Raw genomic sequence first — 14,284 nt, forward strand, 5'->3', positions numbered from 1 at the left:
CACAGTATATGGTGCGCGCTGCCAGGATCTCTATTTTATTTTTCTCGTTAATTATTTATGTTTCAGGATGTGTGAATAATTCTTCAAAATTCTATGCGTCTCATGCTGATGCGGTGGCGAATAATACTATCGCAAAAGGATGGGTTCCGGATTTTTTGCCGCAGGATGCTACCGATATCTATGAACGGCATAGTGTTGATGCTGGCGGGGTTGCAGTTATCTTTTCTGCGCCTAGTGACAACTTCCTCAAGGGTTTTTCTACACTCGACCATTCGTATTTTTCATCTGCTGAAGAAGCTTTTTCTTTGGTGCCCTCGCCTGCAAAGTATACTCTGGGGACGAATAGTTATTATTATAGATGTAGCGGAGAGGGGCTCGGTCTGCTGAAGGCGCATGATGGAAAAAAATTCTATTATATTGAGCCGGTTTCTAGTGGGGGGCTTGAAGTTTTATGCAAAGTGCGAACTAGGTTGTAGTGGCTGGATGATTGACCTCTAGCGTTGACACTCTTCTAAGTGCGCGATGAGCTTGATAACGCTCAGACATGCTTCGATGCAATCCTGGCGGAGCAAGCGGCCAAGCCAACTCTGTAACGCCGAGCAGGCCGTTTAATCCCATCCCACTCTGCCGCATGATGTAAGGCCACGCGCCCCCCTCCCGCGCGCCCTCCCAACGCCGGAGCCTTCCATGCCGCAACGCCGTCACTTCCTGAAAACCGCCGCCTTCGGCGCCCTGGCCGCCGGGTTGGGCAGTGTGCTTCCTGGCGCGCGCGCCGCCGTGGCCAAGGCGCAGGCCAAGGCCGGCGTCGGCCCCTTGCCACACGGCGCAGCACGGGTGATCTCCACTTGGGACTTCGGCGTCGCCGCGAACCAAGCTGCTTGGCAGGTGCTGTCGCGCGGCGGCGCGGCGCTGGATGCGGTGGAGGCTGGGGTGCGGGTGCCGGAGGCGGATCCGGACAATCACACGGTGGGGCTGGGCGGGTATCCGGACCGCGATGGGCGGGTCACGCTGGATGCCTGCATCATGGATCACACCGGTGGCTGCGGGTCGGTCGCGGCGCTGGAGGACATCGTGCATGCGATCTCGGTGGCGCGGCGGGTGATGGAGAAGACGCCGCATGTGATGCTGGTCGGCGATGGCGCGCTGCAGTTCGCGCTGGCGCAGGGCTTCGAGCGCACCAAGCTGCTGACGCCCGAATCGGAGCAGGCGTGGAAGGAGTGGCTGAAGACCTCCCACTACGCGCCCGAGGCCAATATCGAGAACCGTGCGTATCGCCGTGGCACGCTGCCCGGCGGCAAGGACAACCACGACACCATCGGCATGCTGGCGCTGGATGCGCACGGCAATCTGTCCGGTGCCTGCACCACCAGCGGCATGGCCTGGAAGATGCACGGGCGGGTCGGCGACAGCCCGATCATCGGGGCGGGGCTGTACGTGGACAACGAGGTGGGCGGGGCGACCTCCACCGGCGTCGGCGAGGAGGTGATCCGCAACGTCGGCAGCTTCGCGGTGGTGGAGATGATGCGGCAGGGCAAGAGCCCGGCCGAGGCCTGCCGCGAGGTGGTGATGCGCATCGTGCGGCGCAAGCCGCAGCTCACCCGCGACCTGCAGGTGGGGTTCCTGGCGATGAACAAGCGCGGCGAGGTCGGTGCGTTCGCGATCCAGCCCGGTTTCAGTTATGCGGTCTGCGATGCGCAGCGGCAGGATCTGCTGCTGCCTGGGCGGAGCCATTTCGCGGCGCCGGCGGCATGAGCGGGAGCGTGCCGATGGGCTTGGAAGTGGCCGCCGATGCGATCGGCTCGGCGCTGGCCGCGCAGGATGGCGGGGCGATGCGGGTGGAGTTGTGCGGCGGCCTGGATGGCGGCGGGCTGACGCCGTCGTTCGGTACGCTGGCGGCGGTGCGCGATCGGTTGCGCATTCCGCTGTACGTGCTGATCCGTCCGCGGGTCGGCGATTTCGTGTTCGACGCGGCGGAAGTGGAGGCGATGCGGCGCGACGTGGAGCAGTGCGTGCGCCTGGGATGTGACGGCGTGGTGCTCGGCGCGCTGACCGCGGACGGCGAGGTGGACACGGCAACGATGCGCGAGCTGATCGCCGCGGCCGGGCCGCTCGGCGTCACCTTCCATCGCGCCTTCGATGTCAGTGCCGATCCGCGGCGTGCGTTGGAGGACGTGATCGCGCTGGGCTGCGAGCGGCTCCTGACCTCCGGTGCGCGCGAGACCGCGGAAGAGGGCGCCGACCTGATTGCCGAGCTGGTGCAGCAGGCCGGCACGCGCCTGAGCGTGATGCCGGGGTCTGGCGTTACCGAAGTCAACCTGGCGCAGTTGCGCGCGCGCACCGGTGCGCGCGAGTTCCATGGCTCGGCGCGCGGGCCGCTGGCGTCGCGGGCGACGTCGCCGCATCCGCATGTGCGCAGCCTGGGAGGCGATCGCATGCAGACCGATGTGGCGCGGGTGCGGCGGATGGTGGCGTTGCTGGAAGAGCCGGGACCGGGGACCCGGGGCCCGGGACCCGGAACGCCGCATCCCGCAGCCTGATCTGTCTCTGCTACGGCAGCGCTTTGCTCTTGCTTTCCCGGGTCCCCGGTCCCGGGCCCCTAGCAAGATTCACCCGCCGCCGGCAGGCGCCGCTGACCCCGTGCCCAGCCGCTTCGGATCCAGCACCACATGCTTGATGCGCGTGCGCTTCCAGGTGTAGCTGATGTGCACCTTGCCGTCGCGGGTCTGGATCACCGCGGGGTAGGAGAACTCGTCCTTGGGGCTGTCTTCCAGGGTCAGCACGCGGGTCCAGTGCTGGCCGTCGTCGGACAGGGCCACGGCGAGCACGCCGCGGCCGTCCCACCAGTCCTTGCCGGCCTCGGTCGGGTTGTAGACCAGTAGCGAGCGGCCGTCGGCCAGGACCACGGCGTCGGTGCCGGAATTGGGATTGGCCAGGTCGAGCAGGGTCATCGGTTCCCAGGTGCGGCCCTGGTCGCGCGACCAGGTGCTGAACACGTGGTTCTGCTGGCTGCGGCCCACCGCCTGCAGGCGGCCGTCCTTGTGCAGCAGCACACTGGGCTGGATCGCGCCGATCCTGGCCGGGTCGTTCATCGCCGGGCCGCGGGTCCAGTGCGCGCCGTTGTCGTCGGACCATTCCATGTGCGCCACCCAGCCGGCGTCCTCGCTGCTGCTGGGGCTGAGGATGCGTCCGCTTGGCAACTGCACCGGCTTGTTCTTGATCGGGCCGAGGATGCCGTCTGGCAGGCGCTCGGGTGTGGACCAGTGGTGGCCGCCGTCGCTGGACGTGGTCTGCATGCCCCACCAGCGCTTCGGGTCCGGACCTACTTTGTAGAACAGCCGCAGCGGCCCTTGCGCAGGCTGGAACAGCACCGGATTCCAGGTCGGCAACGGCTTGCCCTGCGGCTGCGCGCCGTCGGCCACCCGCTGCGCCGGTTGCCAGCCGTGCGCGTCGCGACGCGCGACCCAAATGGCGACGTCGTCGGCGCCCTCGTGGCGGCCTCCGAACCAGGCCGCAAGCAGGCCGTCGCGGGTTTCCACCAGGGTCGAGGCGTGGCACTGCGCGGTCGGCGCCTGCGCGTTGACGAATTCGCTGTAGACGATGGGCGAGGGCGGTGCCTGTGGCGGGGCGACGGCGGCCGGGCCGGCGATGGCGCGCACCGCAAACAGCGACAGCAGGGGAAACAGCGAAGGCGACATCATGTGGTACGGTCCTGGCCCGCAAATGGGGATACCTATTTATCATCAATTAAATACCACATGCTGACACCACCGGTAGCGCCGCCTGTCTGCCCGACCGACGATTGCGCGGAATCGCAATGCCGGACCGTCCGCTCTCTCCGCTCCGCCGGCTGGCCGCATTCGGCCTGAATGTTCTGGCCGCGCCGCCGCTGCTCGCCGAGAACTTCGCCGACACCGCGTTGTTCGAGTACGGCGACGTGCGCTGGGTCGGCAACGGGGCGGGCGTGATCGAGGGCGAGAACTGGAACGCTATCGATCGCCACGGCGACCTGCGCTGGCGTCCGGTCGAGGTGGATACGCCGCTGCACAAGCTGCAGTGGTTCTGGCACCCGAACAGCGACCAGACGCTGAAGAGCGTCGACGAGCTGGTGCAGATATGGGAAGACAGCGTCGGCCGCGGCGGGCAACTGGTGCTGGGCATCGCCCCGGGCAAGCGTGGCCTGCCGCCCGAAGCCGACGTCAAGCGGCTGGAGGAAATGGGCCAGGCGCTGCAGGCGCGCTACGGCGCCGATCGCAACCTGGTGCGCGGCCGGCTCAAGAGCGACGACAGTATCGCCGCGGCGGTGGACGGCGACCGCGATACTTTTTGGCGCGCGCCGGACGGCTCGCACCACGCCACCCTGGAACTGCATTCAAGCAGCCGGTGACCTTCGACACTGCGTTGTCGATGGAATGGCTCAACGACGGCCAACTGGTGCAGAAATACGCGGTGGAAGTGTTCCGCGACGGCGCCTGGGTCAAGGTGGCGCAGGCGATCGGCCACATGAAGATCGATCACTTCCCTGCGGTCACCGTCTCGCGCGTGCGCCTGAACATCCTGTCCAGCGTCGACGCCGCACAGATCCGCGAGTTCCAGTTGTTCAACGTGGGTGCTGCCGCTGCGCGCTGATCCCTGCCTGCGGCCTGCAACCGAAGCCGTGCCGGGCGATGCCGGGTGCGGCTTTTTTCATTGGCGCGATGCGCTGCCTTTGCGGCGAGAGCGTCGTCGTGCAGGACAGTGGTTCCGGACGCGGCGGCGACGCACCTCCCCTCTCCCCCCGGGAGAGGGGTTGGGGGTGAGGGTACGGCAGCACCTGGTCCTGAAGCACGAGCGCAGCCGCGCCGATCTGCAGGCGTGCACCGCGTGCGCATGCCGCGTTTTGTAGTTCGTCGCCAGTTACGACCATTGGCTGCAGCTTGCGCTCGCAGAAGAACAACAGGTCCGAATGCAGCAGCGCCTGCGTGGAGCCGGGTGCGGCGGAGGGGCCACGTCGCGCTCGCCTGATCCGGAAGCCACCGAGTGGCGCGCGTCTTTCCGACGATCGCCTGCACTGCACAACTTCGTTCGATGGTGTGACATCGCATGCTATCGCCGGCGCAGCTGCAGCGCGGCGGCCTTCGAAGCGGCCTCGGCGAGAAGAGGACACACCCGCTGGATCGCGCAAGCAGCGGCATGCGGCGCCATCCGCGTTCACGGCACCGCCGCCGCCACGTTTACACGGTCGTCGCCCTCCATCCGAGCTTTGCGCCGTCTCGCTGACGCGGCGTGGCCAGGTGGCCGGGGTGTTCCGTCATCGTGGAGCAAGGCCATGCCCGACAGCGCAGAGGCATCCGGATTCCGCTCGGTGCGGTTCGAACGGCGCAGGCGGCTGCGACGGTGGGAGCGCCTGCGTCAGGGCCTCTGCGTCACCCTGGCGTGCCTCGCGGTGGCCCTGGCGCCATCGTGGGATGCCCGCAGCGCGCCGCCAGCACGGGTGCCGCCACCTCGGGCAGCGGATGCCACGGCGGACATCCAGCAGGCGCCGCACGCGCTGCGCGACAACACGGTGCCGGAGGCGCAGGTCGCGCTGCTGCGCTGAGCCGATTGCAGGACACGAACCGGGCCCGCTGTCTGTGCAGCGGGCCCGTTTTTTTGCGCGACTGGCGCACACAACCGCCGCACAACCGCTTTTTCCGTATGCGTGCGTAGACAAAGCACAGGCGCACGCCACCTGCCGCGCGGTTGTGCGTGCCTCGTCGCCGCCGTTGTCACCCAGGGAACAGCTATTGCCGCCGACCCACACAGAGACTCGCCGCACAAGGGGATTTCGGAGCATGCGATGGAGATGGCAATGGAAAAGGCAGGCGTGACCGCCGCGCGATTCGCCGAGGCCGACGAGATGTTCACCCGCGCCTGGCGCGCCACCTTGCCGGATCTGCGGCGGCGCGCGCTACGTCTGGCCAACGGGCGCGCGGACGCGGCCGAGGACCTGCTCTCGGATACCGCGGTGAAGGCGCTACTGTTCATGCGCCGCTCGCCGGAAGCGATGACCGACCCGCAGGGATTCCTGTTCGTGGTGCTGCGCCACGTGTTCCTGGACCTGGTGCGGCGCCGCCGCGGCGGCGGCGAGCCGCTGGACCGCCCCTCCGAGGCTAAGGAAGTGGACGCCGTGGCCGATCAAGCAATGACCGCCCTGCAACGCGCCGAACTGGAGGAGCAGATGGAGCGCGTGGTGACGGCGGTGGCGGCGCTGAGTCGGGAGCAGCGCCGGCTGTTCGCCTATCGCTTCGTCGAGGAGTTGCCGTATCCGGCCATCGCCAACTTGCTGCACATCAACCAGCCGCTGGCGCGCAAGCGTGTGGAACTGCTGCGCAAGCGGCTGCGGCTGGCGCTGGTGGCCGAATGAGCCGGCCGGCTGCCGCGGTTTCACAAGCCGCCCACGGCGGCGTTTTCCCTCCACGCCGGGCCGCACAGGGCCGCGGCATCGCGGGCGCCGCGGCGGGGCGCGGCACAGGCCACCCCCGTCGCGGCGCCTCCCCGGCAGGCGACATACCAAGGAACCAGGCTCATGGCAGACAACACGCTCGTCAATTCGCAGATCACCGACGCGGTCACCCAGACCAACGTCAAGGTGGTGGCCGAGGCGCCCGCCCAGGCGATCGCCTCGCTGTACCAGGTCTCCAGCCACTCCACCGGGCTGGCGCTGCAGAACGCGGTGCACAGCCAGCAGGCGCTGAACCAGGTCTCCAACGCCGTGGTGTCCAAGGCGGTGGCCCTGATCATGGCGATCGGCGAGAAGTGATGCAGTGCCGTGGCCCGCGCCGCGGCGGCTGACGCGGGCACCGATCCATCCATCAGGAGAGTGGCATGTGGCCTTTCGCAAGCAAGAAGACCCCGGGATCCCCGACGGCCGCCGCGACGCCGGCCGGCACGGCATCGGCGCCTGCATCCGCCGCGGCTGCGGCGCAGACGCCTGACGTGCCCGCGACGGCACCGTCGACGGCGCCGGTGACCACGGATGCATCGCCATCGGCAGCGGCCGGTGACACCACGGCTGCCGCACCGGCTGCGGCGAGTTCCGCGTCGGCAACGGCGCCGGCGCGCAGCGAGGCCGGCGAGGGTGACAGCGCGCCCGCCGCTGCAGCAGGCGCAGCGGCGCCCAGCGCCGCCGCTTCCGCCGCGTCCGCCGCCGACGCCGCGCCAGCGACAGGTGGCGATGGCGCAGGCGCCTCGCCGCCGTCCGCACCGCCCGCCGCGCCGGTGTCGCCGCCACCGCCACCGCCACCGCCGTCCATGCTGAAGACGCTCAACACGCACATGCTCGCGCAGGCCTCGGCGGCGCGGCCGGCCAGCGACGCGCTCAACAGCAAGATCGTGCAGGCGGTGCAGCTCAGCAACGCCGAGACCATGGCCTATGCGCCGTCGCAGATCGTGGTCGGCTCGAACATGCTGATCAGCCAGGCCTCGGGCCTGATCGCGCAATCGGCGGCGGTGTACTTCGACGGCGTCAGCAAGATGGCGCTGGCCAGCCAGGGCGTGCTGCTCAAGCAGATGACCGAGAACCTGGCCGAGAACAAGCTGGAGCAAGCCGCCGAGGATGCGCTGGGCGTGCTGGCCACCGACGTGCTGGTCGGTGCCGCTGCGGCGGTCGCGGCCGCCGCCGGCGCGCTGGAGGCCGAATCGGCCGGCTTCGCCATCGACAAGATCGACCAGAGCATCGCCAAGTACGCGGACCTGATGCGCGGCCGCAAGTCCGCGTCCACGTAGGCCGTTCGCACCACCGGTTTCACCACGCACAGGGGAGCACCATGCAAGACAACCAAGCATCCGATTTCGCCACGCTGCGCCAGTTCGCCGAGAGCTGGTTGTGTCGCCCACTACTTCCTCTCGAGGAGGAGCAACTGCGGCGCTTCGCGTCGGAAACGGCCGCACCGCCGGCCGTGCCTGCCGCCGAAACGGCTGGCGCTTCGCCGTCGTTGATCGATGCCGAGCGCGAGCGCGTGAAAGGCCTGATCCAGCAGATGCAGCAGACGATGCAGAACAGCCGGGGGGCGCTGAACGGCGCCACCGCGGCCAGCGAAGCGGCGGTGCTCAAGGCGATCGAGTCCGCCAACGCGCTCGATCAACTGCGACCGGGGCAGTTGCGGCCACCGCAGAGCGGCGAGGGCGGCAGCAACCACATGGTGATGGCGCAGATCGCCGATCGCCTGGCCAATCTCGTGCAGGCCGAAGTGCGCGCGTGCTTCGAGCGCGAGTTCGGCAGCCTGGCGCAGCAGATGCAGGCGGTGGTCGAGGCGGCGCGCGCGCAGGGACTCATCGCGGATGCGCCGGCGGCGGAGCCGGGAGCGCCATCGCCGCCTCCCGCTGCCTGAGCCGTTCCGTCGCACGGCGGCGTCTTCGCGTGTCCCCGCGAAGTTGCGCCGCCGTGCGCGTGTCGTTGCACGCGCACGCGTGCGTGGCACAGCATCGCGGCCGTGGCGTGCGGTCGCGTGCGTGGTGCGTTCGGTACGCGCATGGTGTGCTTGCGGCGCGCGCCAAGGGCTGCGTCGTGCCGATGCAGGGCGCGAGTGGCTGTGTGCCATCAGTGAGACAGCCTGATGCCACGTCGAGGACAGGAGCGCGTTCGCCTGCTGTGCTGGTGGAGCGCATTGCATGGCGGCGGATGTCGCGAGAGAACACACCCCACAGCAGTCGCAACACGCATCGGCCGAGGTCGCGGCGCATCGTGGCTGATGTTCCCTCGTCGCGCGCACATCGCGGCGAGGTTGGCGAGACAAACGCCGCACACGGTTTCACAGGTTCTGCACTGTCCCGTTTTCAGAGATCGTACGGCGTGGGCCGTACCCCAACCCAGGAGCGAACACATGGCATTTCCCACCGCGGTCAACGACCAGATCACCGATGCGGTCACCCAGTCCAACGTCAAGGTCATCGGCGAAGCGCCGGCCTTCGCGATGGCGTCGATCTACCAGAGCATGGCGCACTCGACCGGCATCCTGTTCGAGAACGCCGTCTCCGCGCAGCAGCAGCAGAACACCCTGGCGCAGGCGGCGGCCAACCAGGGCGTCATGCAGATCTACAGCCTGGACACCACCGCCGCTGCCGGCGCCACCGAGAAGGTCGCGCAGACCGGCGTCTCCGACAACCTCACCAGCCTGCTGACCGTGCTCAACGCGTTCAAGCAGTCCTGAGCCACGCGCGCTAACGCCGCTGCAGGGCAGCGGCGCTAGCCACGCCCTTCCTTCCCAACGAGGACCGTTCCATGGCCTATCCCACCGCAGTCAACAACCAGATCACCGACGCCGTCACCCAGTCCAACGTCAAGGTCATCGGCGAGGCGCCGGCCTTCGCGATGGGCTCGATCTACCAGAGCCTGGCGCACTCCAGCGGCATCCTGTACGAGAACGCGGTCGCCTCGCAGCAGCAGCAGAACACGCTGGCGCAGGCGGCGAACAACCAGGGCGTCATGCAGATCTACAGCCTGGATACCACCGCCGCCGCGGGCGCGTCGGAGAAGATCGCCCAGACCGGCGTGTCGGACAACCTGACCAGCCTGATGACCGTGCTGCAGGCCTTCCGCAGCGGCAAGCCGGCCGGCCTCTGAGTCGCGCACCGGTCCGGAACGGCGAACCCGTCGGGTCTCGCCGTTCCTCGTTGCGACGGTCGATGCCATCATTCGCTTCACCCCGCAGGCCGCGCGTTGCGCGCGCCTCGCCTGCACCATTGCCCACCCGTGCCTGGCGTACGCACCGGTCCTCCATCCTGGCCTGGCGCGTTCGACGCCCGGCGTCGTACGTCCTGCGTCCGAGAAGAGGGAGTATGGAGGTTCCAGCCAGCGTCCAACCGGAGGCGATCGAGCGTATCGTGCGCGACCACGATGGCGACGCTGCCTGCGCGGACAACGCCGGCCAGGCGCATCGGCGCCTGCTCGAGTGCGCGCCGCTGTTCCAGGGCCTGCCGGACTCGGTGCTGGACGACCTGCTGGCCCATGCCAGCGAATGCGCACTCGGCGCGGGCAGCGTGCTGTTCTTCAAGCACGACCCCAGCAGCTTCGTCGGCGTGGTCGTGCGCGGTCGCGTGTACAAGGTGCTGTACGGCCCGGACGGGCAGGAACTGATCGTCGGCGCGGTCGAGCCCGGCGGGCTGGTCGACGAGGCCGCGCTGCTGGAACCGCACGGGCGCAGCTTCACCGCCATCGCCTTCGGCGCCAGCGTGGTGCTGAAATTGCCGCGGCGCCACTTCAACGTCCTGCTGGACCCGCCGCTGCTGCAGCAGCGCATCCACGCCCTGCTGCGCCTGCGCCTGCGGCAGACCCTGGACAGCCTGGAAAGCATCTGCCTGCACCGCCTGGAAGTGCGCCTGGCGCGCTACGTGCTGCGCCAGCTCGAACTGCAGGCGTCGCAACACGGGAGCGATGGCGCGATCGCCCTGCCGCCGAACCAGAGCATCCTCGCCGCCATGCTCAACGCCAGCCGCTCCAAGCTCAACGCCCAGTTGCAGCGCTGGGTGCGCAGCGGCCTGGTCAGCCGCCGCCGCCACCTGTTGCGCGTGCACGATCGCGGCGCGCTGTATGCCAAGGCCAACCTGCAGGGGCCGGCGATGCCGTCACCGGACGGCGAGGACCTGCCATCGCGCGCTGCGTATGCGGCGTGGACGGATCGCCGCGCCGAGTGACGTGCGTGCTGCAGCGTAGGGATTGCGTGCATGCATCTGCCGATGCGCGCCGCACTTGCTCTCAACTGATCGAACGTTCTGTCCGCGCCTCGCAACGCGGTGGCTGGCAGACGCCACGCACCCCGGTCAGGAGTGCGCATTGATTCCGATGGCTGCCGATCTCGACATGCAAGAAGGCCGCGATGCGGCTGCTCGCCAGCTTTGCTAGGTGTGCATGCGTAGCGTCACGTCGCCATTGCCTCGCTATGCGCGCATTCCGCAGCGTCAGCCGGCGCGCGCGACTGCTCGCGGGTGCGATACGACTCGCCCCATTCGCGCAAACTGATCAGCACCGGTGCGAGGGAGTGGCCAAGCGGCGTCAGCGCATATTCGACCTTGGGCGGCACCTGCGGATAGACGTGGCGCACGATGACGCCGTCCTCCTCAAGCTCGCGCAACTGCAGGGTCAGCATGCGCTGCGTGGCGTTGGGCACCAGGCGCGTCAATTCCATGAAGCGCTTCTTGCCGGAGAGCAGGTGGAACAGGATCACCGGCTTCCACACCCCGCCGATCACCGACAGCGTGACTTCGACCGCGCAGCCGCTCTTGCCATCCAGACGTTTCAGACGCATGGTCGTTGTACCTACAAAATTGATAGTACCTGCGAAAATTGTACGTTCTTGCGATGCAGGAAGTGCATCCCGACAATGCCTGCAATGCGGTTTCGCTGCAACTGATGCGGCGCTGCCCCTCGCCACTTTTTCGCTAAGGATGTCGTGCCCATGAAAGCCATCACCCTGCACCAGCCCGCTGGCCTCGAGAACCTCCGCCTCGTCGATTTGCCCGATCCCGGCCAGCCGGGCGCCGGCGAACTCCGCGTGCGCGTGCATGCCAGCTCGCTCAACTTCCACGACCTGGGCGTGGTGACCGGGCGCATGCCCAGTGCTGACGGCCGCATCCCGATGTCCGATGGTGCCGGCGTGGTCGAGGCGGTGGGCGAGGGCGTGGACGAGTTCGCCGTGGGCGATGCGGTCGTTTCGACCTTCTTCCCGACCTGGCTGGAGGGCGGCCCGACCATCGCCGATTTCGCCACCGTACCCGGCGATGGCGTCGACGGCTATGCACGCGAATACGTCGTTCGTCCCGCGCACTGGTTCACGCACGCCCCGCGCGGCTACAGCCACGCCGAGGCGGCAACGTTGACGACCGCGGGGCTCACCGCTTGGCGCGCACTGGTGGTGGACGCGCACCTGAAGGCCGGCGACACCGTGCTGGTGCTCGGCACCGGTGGCGTGTCGATCTTCGCCCTGCAGTTCGCCAAGCACATGGGCGCCAGTGTGATCGCCACTTCGTCCTCCGACGAAAAACTCGCGCGTGCGCAGGCGCTGGGCGCCGATTTCACCATCAACTACCGCCGCGACACCGACTGGGCGGCCAAGGTGCTCGACTACACCAACGGCCGCGGCGTCGACGTGGTGATCGAAGTGGGCGGACCGGACACGCTGGGCCAGTCCATCCGCGCCTGCCGCATCGGCGGCCACATCGCCTTGATCGGCGTATTGACCGGCATTGCCGGCCAGGTGCCGACCGTGGCGCTGATGCAACGCCACCAGACCCTGCAGGGCCTGATCGTCGGCAGCCGCCACCACCAGCGCGACATGGTCCGCGCCCTCGAGGCGACCGGCATCAAGCCGGTGGTCGACCAGACCTTCGCGCTGGAAGACATCGCCGATGCGTTTGCGCATCAGGCGGCGGGGAAGCATTTTGGGAAGTTGTGCTTGTCGATTTAGGCGACCCTTGGCCGCTTGCGCTCACCACGCGCCACTCGCATGCATGTCTCTGTAGGAGCGGCTTCAGCCGCGACGGATGCTTCCGGTGAAGCCCATTGCGGCTGGATACACTCATGCGGTGGGCCCGTAACGCCATCCCTGGGCGCTCCAGCGCATCGTATGTGTCGGTGCCAGTGCTTCAACGAATGCGTCGTCGTGCGAGACGACGACCAGCGCGCCCGTATAGCCGCGCAACGCAGCCTCCATCGCCTGCACAGAGGCCAAGTCGAGGTGATTGGTGGGTTCATCCAATAGCAACAGCTGCGCAGGCGTCCCTCGCCACGCTGCGCAGGCAAGGGCGGCCTTCAGCCGCTCCCCGCCGCTTAGCAGCCCGCTGGGCTGGGTCGCGCGCTGCGCGTCCAGCTGCAGCAGCGCGAGCCGGCTACGCAGCTCTCCCTCTGCCAGCGGTGTGTCGAGCAGGCCCAACTGCTCCACCACCGAGCGCTCGGGATCCAGCAGAGCCAGCGCCTGATCGAGGTAGGCAACCGGAACGTGCGTTCGACATAGGCCTGTCACCGGCGCCAATGTGCCGGCGAGCAAGCGCAGCAGCGTCGACTTGCCGCATCCGTTCGGGCCCGTCAAGGCGATCCGAACCGGACCGCGGGCGCTCCAGGTCACGGTGGCGGCCGGGTCGCCAACGGCGAGCCAGGGCAGGCGCGCACGATCGAGCGTCCACAGCCGCCGGTGCGCGACAGGCGCGCTGCCGGGCAGCGATAGCAGGACGGGCGGCGTGTCTTCCACGCGTGCCGCCGCATCGCCGACGCGGGCGGATAGCGCTTGTTTCGCCTCGCGTTGTTGCTGGCGAACATGCCCCATCGCTTCCACCGCCGCCTGCTTCAGTCCGACCTTCGCCGCGGTGGTGAGGTTTGCCGTTTCCGCATAGCGGCGCGTCCCGGCCGCATGCCGTTGAATCGTGTCATGCGCGCGTTCCAGTCGGCGGCGCGCACGGTCGCGTTCGGTCCGTGCATGCTCCAGCGCGGCGCGGGCTGCCGCCTGCTCGGCCTCGCGTTGCGCCACGTGCAGCGCCAGAGTGCCGCCGGTCGTGCGCAGCCCGTACGGCGTCACTTCGACGATCCGGCGCATGTCCGCCAGCAACGCCCGGTCGTGGCTGACCAGCACCAGCCCGCCGCGCCAGGCTGCGAGCTGACGTTGCAGCCAGAGCCGTCCATCGCGATCCAGGTGATTGCTGGGTTCGTCGAGCACCAGCAGCCCGGCAGCGGACAGGAAGGCGCCGATCAGCGCGACGCGCGCCCGCTGGCCACCGCTGAGTGTCCGTGCGGGGCGTGCTGGATCGAGCGGCCCCAAGCCCGCGGCCATGAAGGCGTCCTGCAGCCGCTCTGCCAGATCCCAGCGCTCGCCGATGCGGTCGAAGTCGGCTTCGTTGGCGCAACCGGCCGCAAGGCGCGACAACGCCGCCAGTTGTGCAGAGAGCCCGGTCACCTGCGCGACGTTGGTCCCGTCACTGGGAGCATCGATTGGCTGTTGCGCAACGTAGGCGACGGTGGTGTGCCGCACCACCGCGCCACCAGTGGGCGTACGCTGGCCAGCGATCAGTTGCGCGAGGATGCTCTTGCCGGCGCCATTGCGGCCGACGATGCCGGTTGGCGTGCCGTCGATGACGAGATCGAGCGATTCGAATAGGGGCGTGCCGTCGGCAAAGCGAACAGCGACCTGTTGCAAGGCGACAAGCGTCGCCCGTGACGTGGTGGCGGCCATATGACCCTCCGAAAATGCATGACAACTTCCGCGCCGTGCGTGGCACGACAGCGGCGACATTTCTGGAAGGCTTACAGATCCACGGCGGCGGGCATCCTCAGGGTGCGTGC

General features: G+C 68.2%; 18 protein-coding genes. 14 read left to right on the forward strand and 4 right to left on the reverse strand.

Annotation, left to right across the window (positions count from 1 at the left end; all coding sequences use genetic code 11):
• Positions 1 to 8 precede the first annotated feature (8 nt).
• From CEK66_RS12865 to CEK66_RS12875, 3 genes are all read left to right on the forward strand, one after another.
• Positions 9 to 476, forward strand: coding sequence for a hypothetical protein (locus CEK66_RS12865; protein ID WP_152237180.1), 468 nt, complete (start codon positions 9 to 11; stop codon positions 474 to 476).
• 211 nt (positions 477 to 687) lie between these two features.
• The gene (locus tag CEK66_RS12870; RefSeq protein ID WP_152237181.1) at positions 688 to 1,752 is read left to right on the forward strand and encodes a N(4)-(beta-N-acetylglucosaminyl)-L-asparaginase; all 1,065 of its coding nucleotides are present in this window, start codon (positions 688 to 690) and stop codon (positions 1,750 to 1,752) included.
• A gap of 14 nt (positions 1,753 to 1,766) precedes the next feature.
• The gene (locus tag CEK66_RS12875) at positions 1,767 to 2,537 is read left to right on the forward strand and encodes a copper homeostasis protein CutC (protein WP_152237216.1); all 771 of its coding nucleotides are present in this window, start codon (positions 1,767 to 1,769) and stop codon (positions 2,535 to 2,537) included.
• A gap of 69 nt (positions 2,538 to 2,606) precedes the next feature.
• Here CEK66_RS12875 and CEK66_RS12880 read toward each other — a convergent pair whose 3' ends face one another.
• Positions 2,607 to 3,698 carry a sialidase family protein gene (locus tag CEK66_RS12880; protein WP_152237182.1) on the reverse strand — a complete coding sequence of 364 codons (1,092 nt, stop codon included), beginning with the start codon at positions 3,696 to 3,698 and terminating at the stop codon, positions 2,607 to 2,609.
• Positions 3,699 to 3,814: 116 nt separating this feature from the next.
• Here CEK66_RS12880 and CEK66_RS12885 point away from each other — a divergent pair, with 116 nt between their 5' ends.
• The 5 genes from CEK66_RS12885 (at position 3,815) to CEK66_RS12900 (ending at position 6,778) form a co-directional block, all read left to right on the forward strand.
• On the forward strand, positions 3,815 to 4,384 hold the full coding sequence (locus CEK66_RS12885; protein WP_226978598.1) for an alpha-L-fucosidase: 570 nt from the start codon (positions 3,815 to 3,817) through the stop codon (positions 4,382 to 4,384).
• Positions 4,381 to 4,626, forward strand: a complete 246-nt coding sequence (locus tag CEK66_RS20645) for a hypothetical protein (RefSeq protein WP_226978599.1) — start codon at positions 4,381 to 4,383, stop codon at positions 4,624 to 4,626. The genes CEK66_RS12885 and CEK66_RS20645 overlap by 4 nt, the downstream gene beginning before the upstream one ends.
• Before the next feature lie 679 nt (positions 4,627 to 5,305).
• A complete protein-coding gene (locus CEK66_RS12890) occupies positions 5,306 to 5,575 on the forward strand; it encodes a hypothetical protein (RefSeq protein WP_152237183.1) in 270 nt (89 codons plus the stop codon).
• A 252-nt stretch (positions 5,576 to 5,827) separates the two neighbouring features.
• Complete coding sequence (locus tag CEK66_RS12895; RefSeq protein WP_152237184.1) at positions 5,828 to 6,382, forward strand: sigma-70 family RNA polymerase sigma factor; 555 nt, start codon at positions 5,828 to 5,830, stop codon at positions 6,380 to 6,382.
• A gap of 162 nt (positions 6,383 to 6,544) precedes the next feature.
• A complete protein-coding gene (locus CEK66_RS12900) occupies positions 6,545 to 6,778 on the forward strand; it encodes a RebB family R body protein (RefSeq protein WP_010343225.1) in 234 nt (77 codons plus the stop codon).
• Between the two features lie 52 nt (positions 6,779 to 6,830).
• Here the strand turns inward: CEK66_RS12900 and CEK66_RS12905 are convergent, their stop codons facing one another.
• Positions 6,831 to 7,286, reverse strand: coding sequence for a hypothetical protein (locus CEK66_RS12905; protein WP_152237185.1), 456 nt, complete (start codon positions 7,284 to 7,286; stop codon positions 6,831 to 6,833).
• Here CEK66_RS12905 and CEK66_RS12910 point away from each other — a divergent pair.
• The 5 genes from CEK66_RS12910 to CEK66_RS12930 all read left to right on the forward strand — a co-directional run bounded on the left by CEK66_RS12910 (position 7,270) and on the right by CEK66_RS12930 (position 10,650).
• Positions 7,270 to 7,743 (forward strand): hypothetical protein, encoded by a 474-nt coding sequence (locus CEK66_RS12910; protein ID WP_048492052.1) that lies wholly within the window; start codon positions 7,270 to 7,272, stop codon positions 7,741 to 7,743. The two genes, CEK66_RS12905 and CEK66_RS12910, sit on opposite strands and share 17 nt — an antisense overlap.
• A 41-nt stretch (positions 7,744 to 7,784) precedes the next feature.
• Complete coding sequence (locus CEK66_RS12915; protein WP_152237186.1) at positions 7,785 to 8,348, forward strand: hypothetical protein; 564 nt, start codon at positions 7,785 to 7,787, stop codon at positions 8,346 to 8,348.
• A 492-nt stretch (positions 8,349 to 8,840) separates the two neighbouring features.
• Positions 8,841 to 9,167 carry a RebB family R body protein gene (locus tag CEK66_RS12920; RefSeq protein ID WP_043091830.1) on the forward strand — a complete coding sequence of 109 codons (327 nt, stop codon included), beginning with the start codon at positions 8,841 to 8,843 and terminating at the stop codon, positions 9,165 to 9,167.
• 71 nt (positions 9,168 to 9,238) lie between these two features.
• Positions 9,239 to 9,580: a RebB family R body protein gene (locus CEK66_RS12925; protein WP_152237187.1), complete on the forward strand. Its 342-nt coding sequence runs from the start codon at positions 9,239 to 9,241 to the stop codon at positions 9,578 to 9,580.
• A gap of 215 nt (positions 9,581 to 9,795) precedes the next feature.
• Positions 9,796 to 10,650: a Crp/Fnr family transcriptional regulator gene (locus CEK66_RS12930; protein WP_152237188.1), complete on the forward strand. Its 855-nt coding sequence runs from the start codon at positions 9,796 to 9,798 to the stop codon at positions 10,648 to 10,650.
• Between the two features lie 224 nt (positions 10,651 to 10,874).
• Here the strand turns inward: CEK66_RS12930 and CEK66_RS12935 are convergent, their stop codons facing one another.
• The gene (locus CEK66_RS12935) at positions 10,875 to 11,261 is read right to left on the reverse strand and encodes a helix-turn-helix domain-containing protein (RefSeq protein ID WP_152237189.1); all 387 of its coding nucleotides are present in this window, start codon (positions 11,259 to 11,261) and stop codon (positions 10,875 to 10,877) included.
• 150 nt (positions 11,262 to 11,411) lie between these two features.
• Between CEK66_RS12935 and CEK66_RS12940 the strand changes: the two genes are divergently transcribed.
• Positions 11,412 to 12,419 carry an NAD(P)-dependent alcohol dehydrogenase gene (locus CEK66_RS12940; RefSeq protein WP_152237190.1) on the forward strand — a complete coding sequence of 336 codons (1,008 nt, stop codon included), beginning with the start codon at positions 11,412 to 11,414 and terminating at the stop codon, positions 12,417 to 12,419.
• A 111-nt stretch (positions 12,420 to 12,530) separates the two neighbouring features.
• On the opposite strand, the gene CEK66_RS12945 is transcribed toward CEK66_RS12940, so the two are convergent.
• The gene (locus CEK66_RS12945) at positions 12,531 to 14,174 is read right to left on the reverse strand and encodes an ATP-binding cassette domain-containing protein (protein ID WP_152237191.1); all 1,644 of its coding nucleotides are present in this window, start codon (positions 14,172 to 14,174) and stop codon (positions 12,531 to 12,533) included.
• Positions 14,175 to 14,284 lie beyond the last annotated feature (110 nt).

Source organism: Xanthomonas sp. LMG 12460, assembly GCF_009192895.1.
GTDB lineage: Bacteria > Pseudomonadota > Gammaproteobacteria > Xanthomonadales > Xanthomonadaceae > Xanthomonas_A > Xanthomonas_A sontii.

What these genes read in the sequence shown, in the direction of transcription:
- CEK66_RS12865 (WP_152237180.1), top strand. Translation starts at nt 9, where the DNA reads ATGGTGCGCGCTGCCAGGATCTCTATTTTATTTTTCTCGTTAATTATT.
- CEK66_RS12870 (WP_152237181.1), top strand. Translation starts at nt 688, where the DNA reads ATGCCGCAACGCCGTCACTTCCTGAAAACCGCCGCCTTCGGCGCCCTG.
- CEK66_RS12875 (WP_152237216.1), top strand. Translation starts at nt 1,767, where the DNA reads ATGGGCTTGGAAGTGGCCGCCGATGCGATCGGCTCGGCGCTGGCCGCG.
- CEK66_RS12880 (WP_152237182.1), bottom strand. Translation starts at nt 3,698, where the DNA reads ATGATGTCGCCTTCGCTGTTTCCCCTGCTGTCGCTGTTTGCGGTGCGC.
- CEK66_RS12885 (WP_226978598.1), top strand. Translation starts at nt 3,815, where the DNA reads ATGCCGGACCGTCCGCTCTCTCCGCTCCGCCGGCTGGCCGCATTCGGC.
- CEK66_RS12890 (WP_152237183.1), top strand. Translation starts at nt 5,306, where the DNA reads ATGCCCGACAGCGCAGAGGCATCCGGATTCCGCTCGGTGCGGTTCGAA.
- CEK66_RS12895 (WP_152237184.1), top strand. Translation starts at nt 5,828, where the DNA reads ATGGAAAAGGCAGGCGTGACCGCCGCGCGATTCGCCGAGGCCGACGAG.
- CEK66_RS12900 (WP_010343225.1), top strand. Translation starts at nt 6,545, where the DNA reads ATGGCAGACAACACGCTCGTCAATTCGCAGATCACCGACGCGGTCACC.
- CEK66_RS12910 (WP_048492052.1), top strand. Translation starts at nt 7,270, where the DNA reads ATGCTGAAGACGCTCAACACGCACATGCTCGCGCAGGCCTCGGCGGCG.
- CEK66_RS12915 (WP_152237186.1), top strand. Translation starts at nt 7,785, where the DNA reads ATGCAAGACAACCAAGCATCCGATTTCGCCACGCTGCGCCAGTTCGCC.
- CEK66_RS12920 (WP_043091830.1), top strand. Translation starts at nt 8,841, where the DNA reads ATGGCATTTCCCACCGCGGTCAACGACCAGATCACCGATGCGGTCACC.
- CEK66_RS12925 (WP_152237187.1), top strand. Translation starts at nt 9,239, where the DNA reads ATGGCCTATCCCACCGCAGTCAACAACCAGATCACCGACGCCGTCACC.
- CEK66_RS12930 (WP_152237188.1), top strand. Translation starts at nt 9,796, where the DNA reads ATGGAGGTTCCAGCCAGCGTCCAACCGGAGGCGATCGAGCGTATCGTG.
- CEK66_RS12935 (WP_152237189.1), bottom strand. Translation starts at nt 11,261, where the DNA reads ATGCGTCTGAAACGTCTGGATGGCAAGAGCGGCTGCGCGGTCGAAGTC.
- CEK66_RS12940 (WP_152237190.1), top strand. Translation starts at nt 11,412, where the DNA reads ATGAAAGCCATCACCCTGCACCAGCCCGCTGGCCTCGAGAACCTCCGC.
- CEK66_RS12945 (WP_152237191.1), bottom strand. Translation starts at nt 14,174, where the DNA reads ATGGCCGCCACCACGTCACGGGCGACGCTTGTCGCCTTGCAACAGGTC.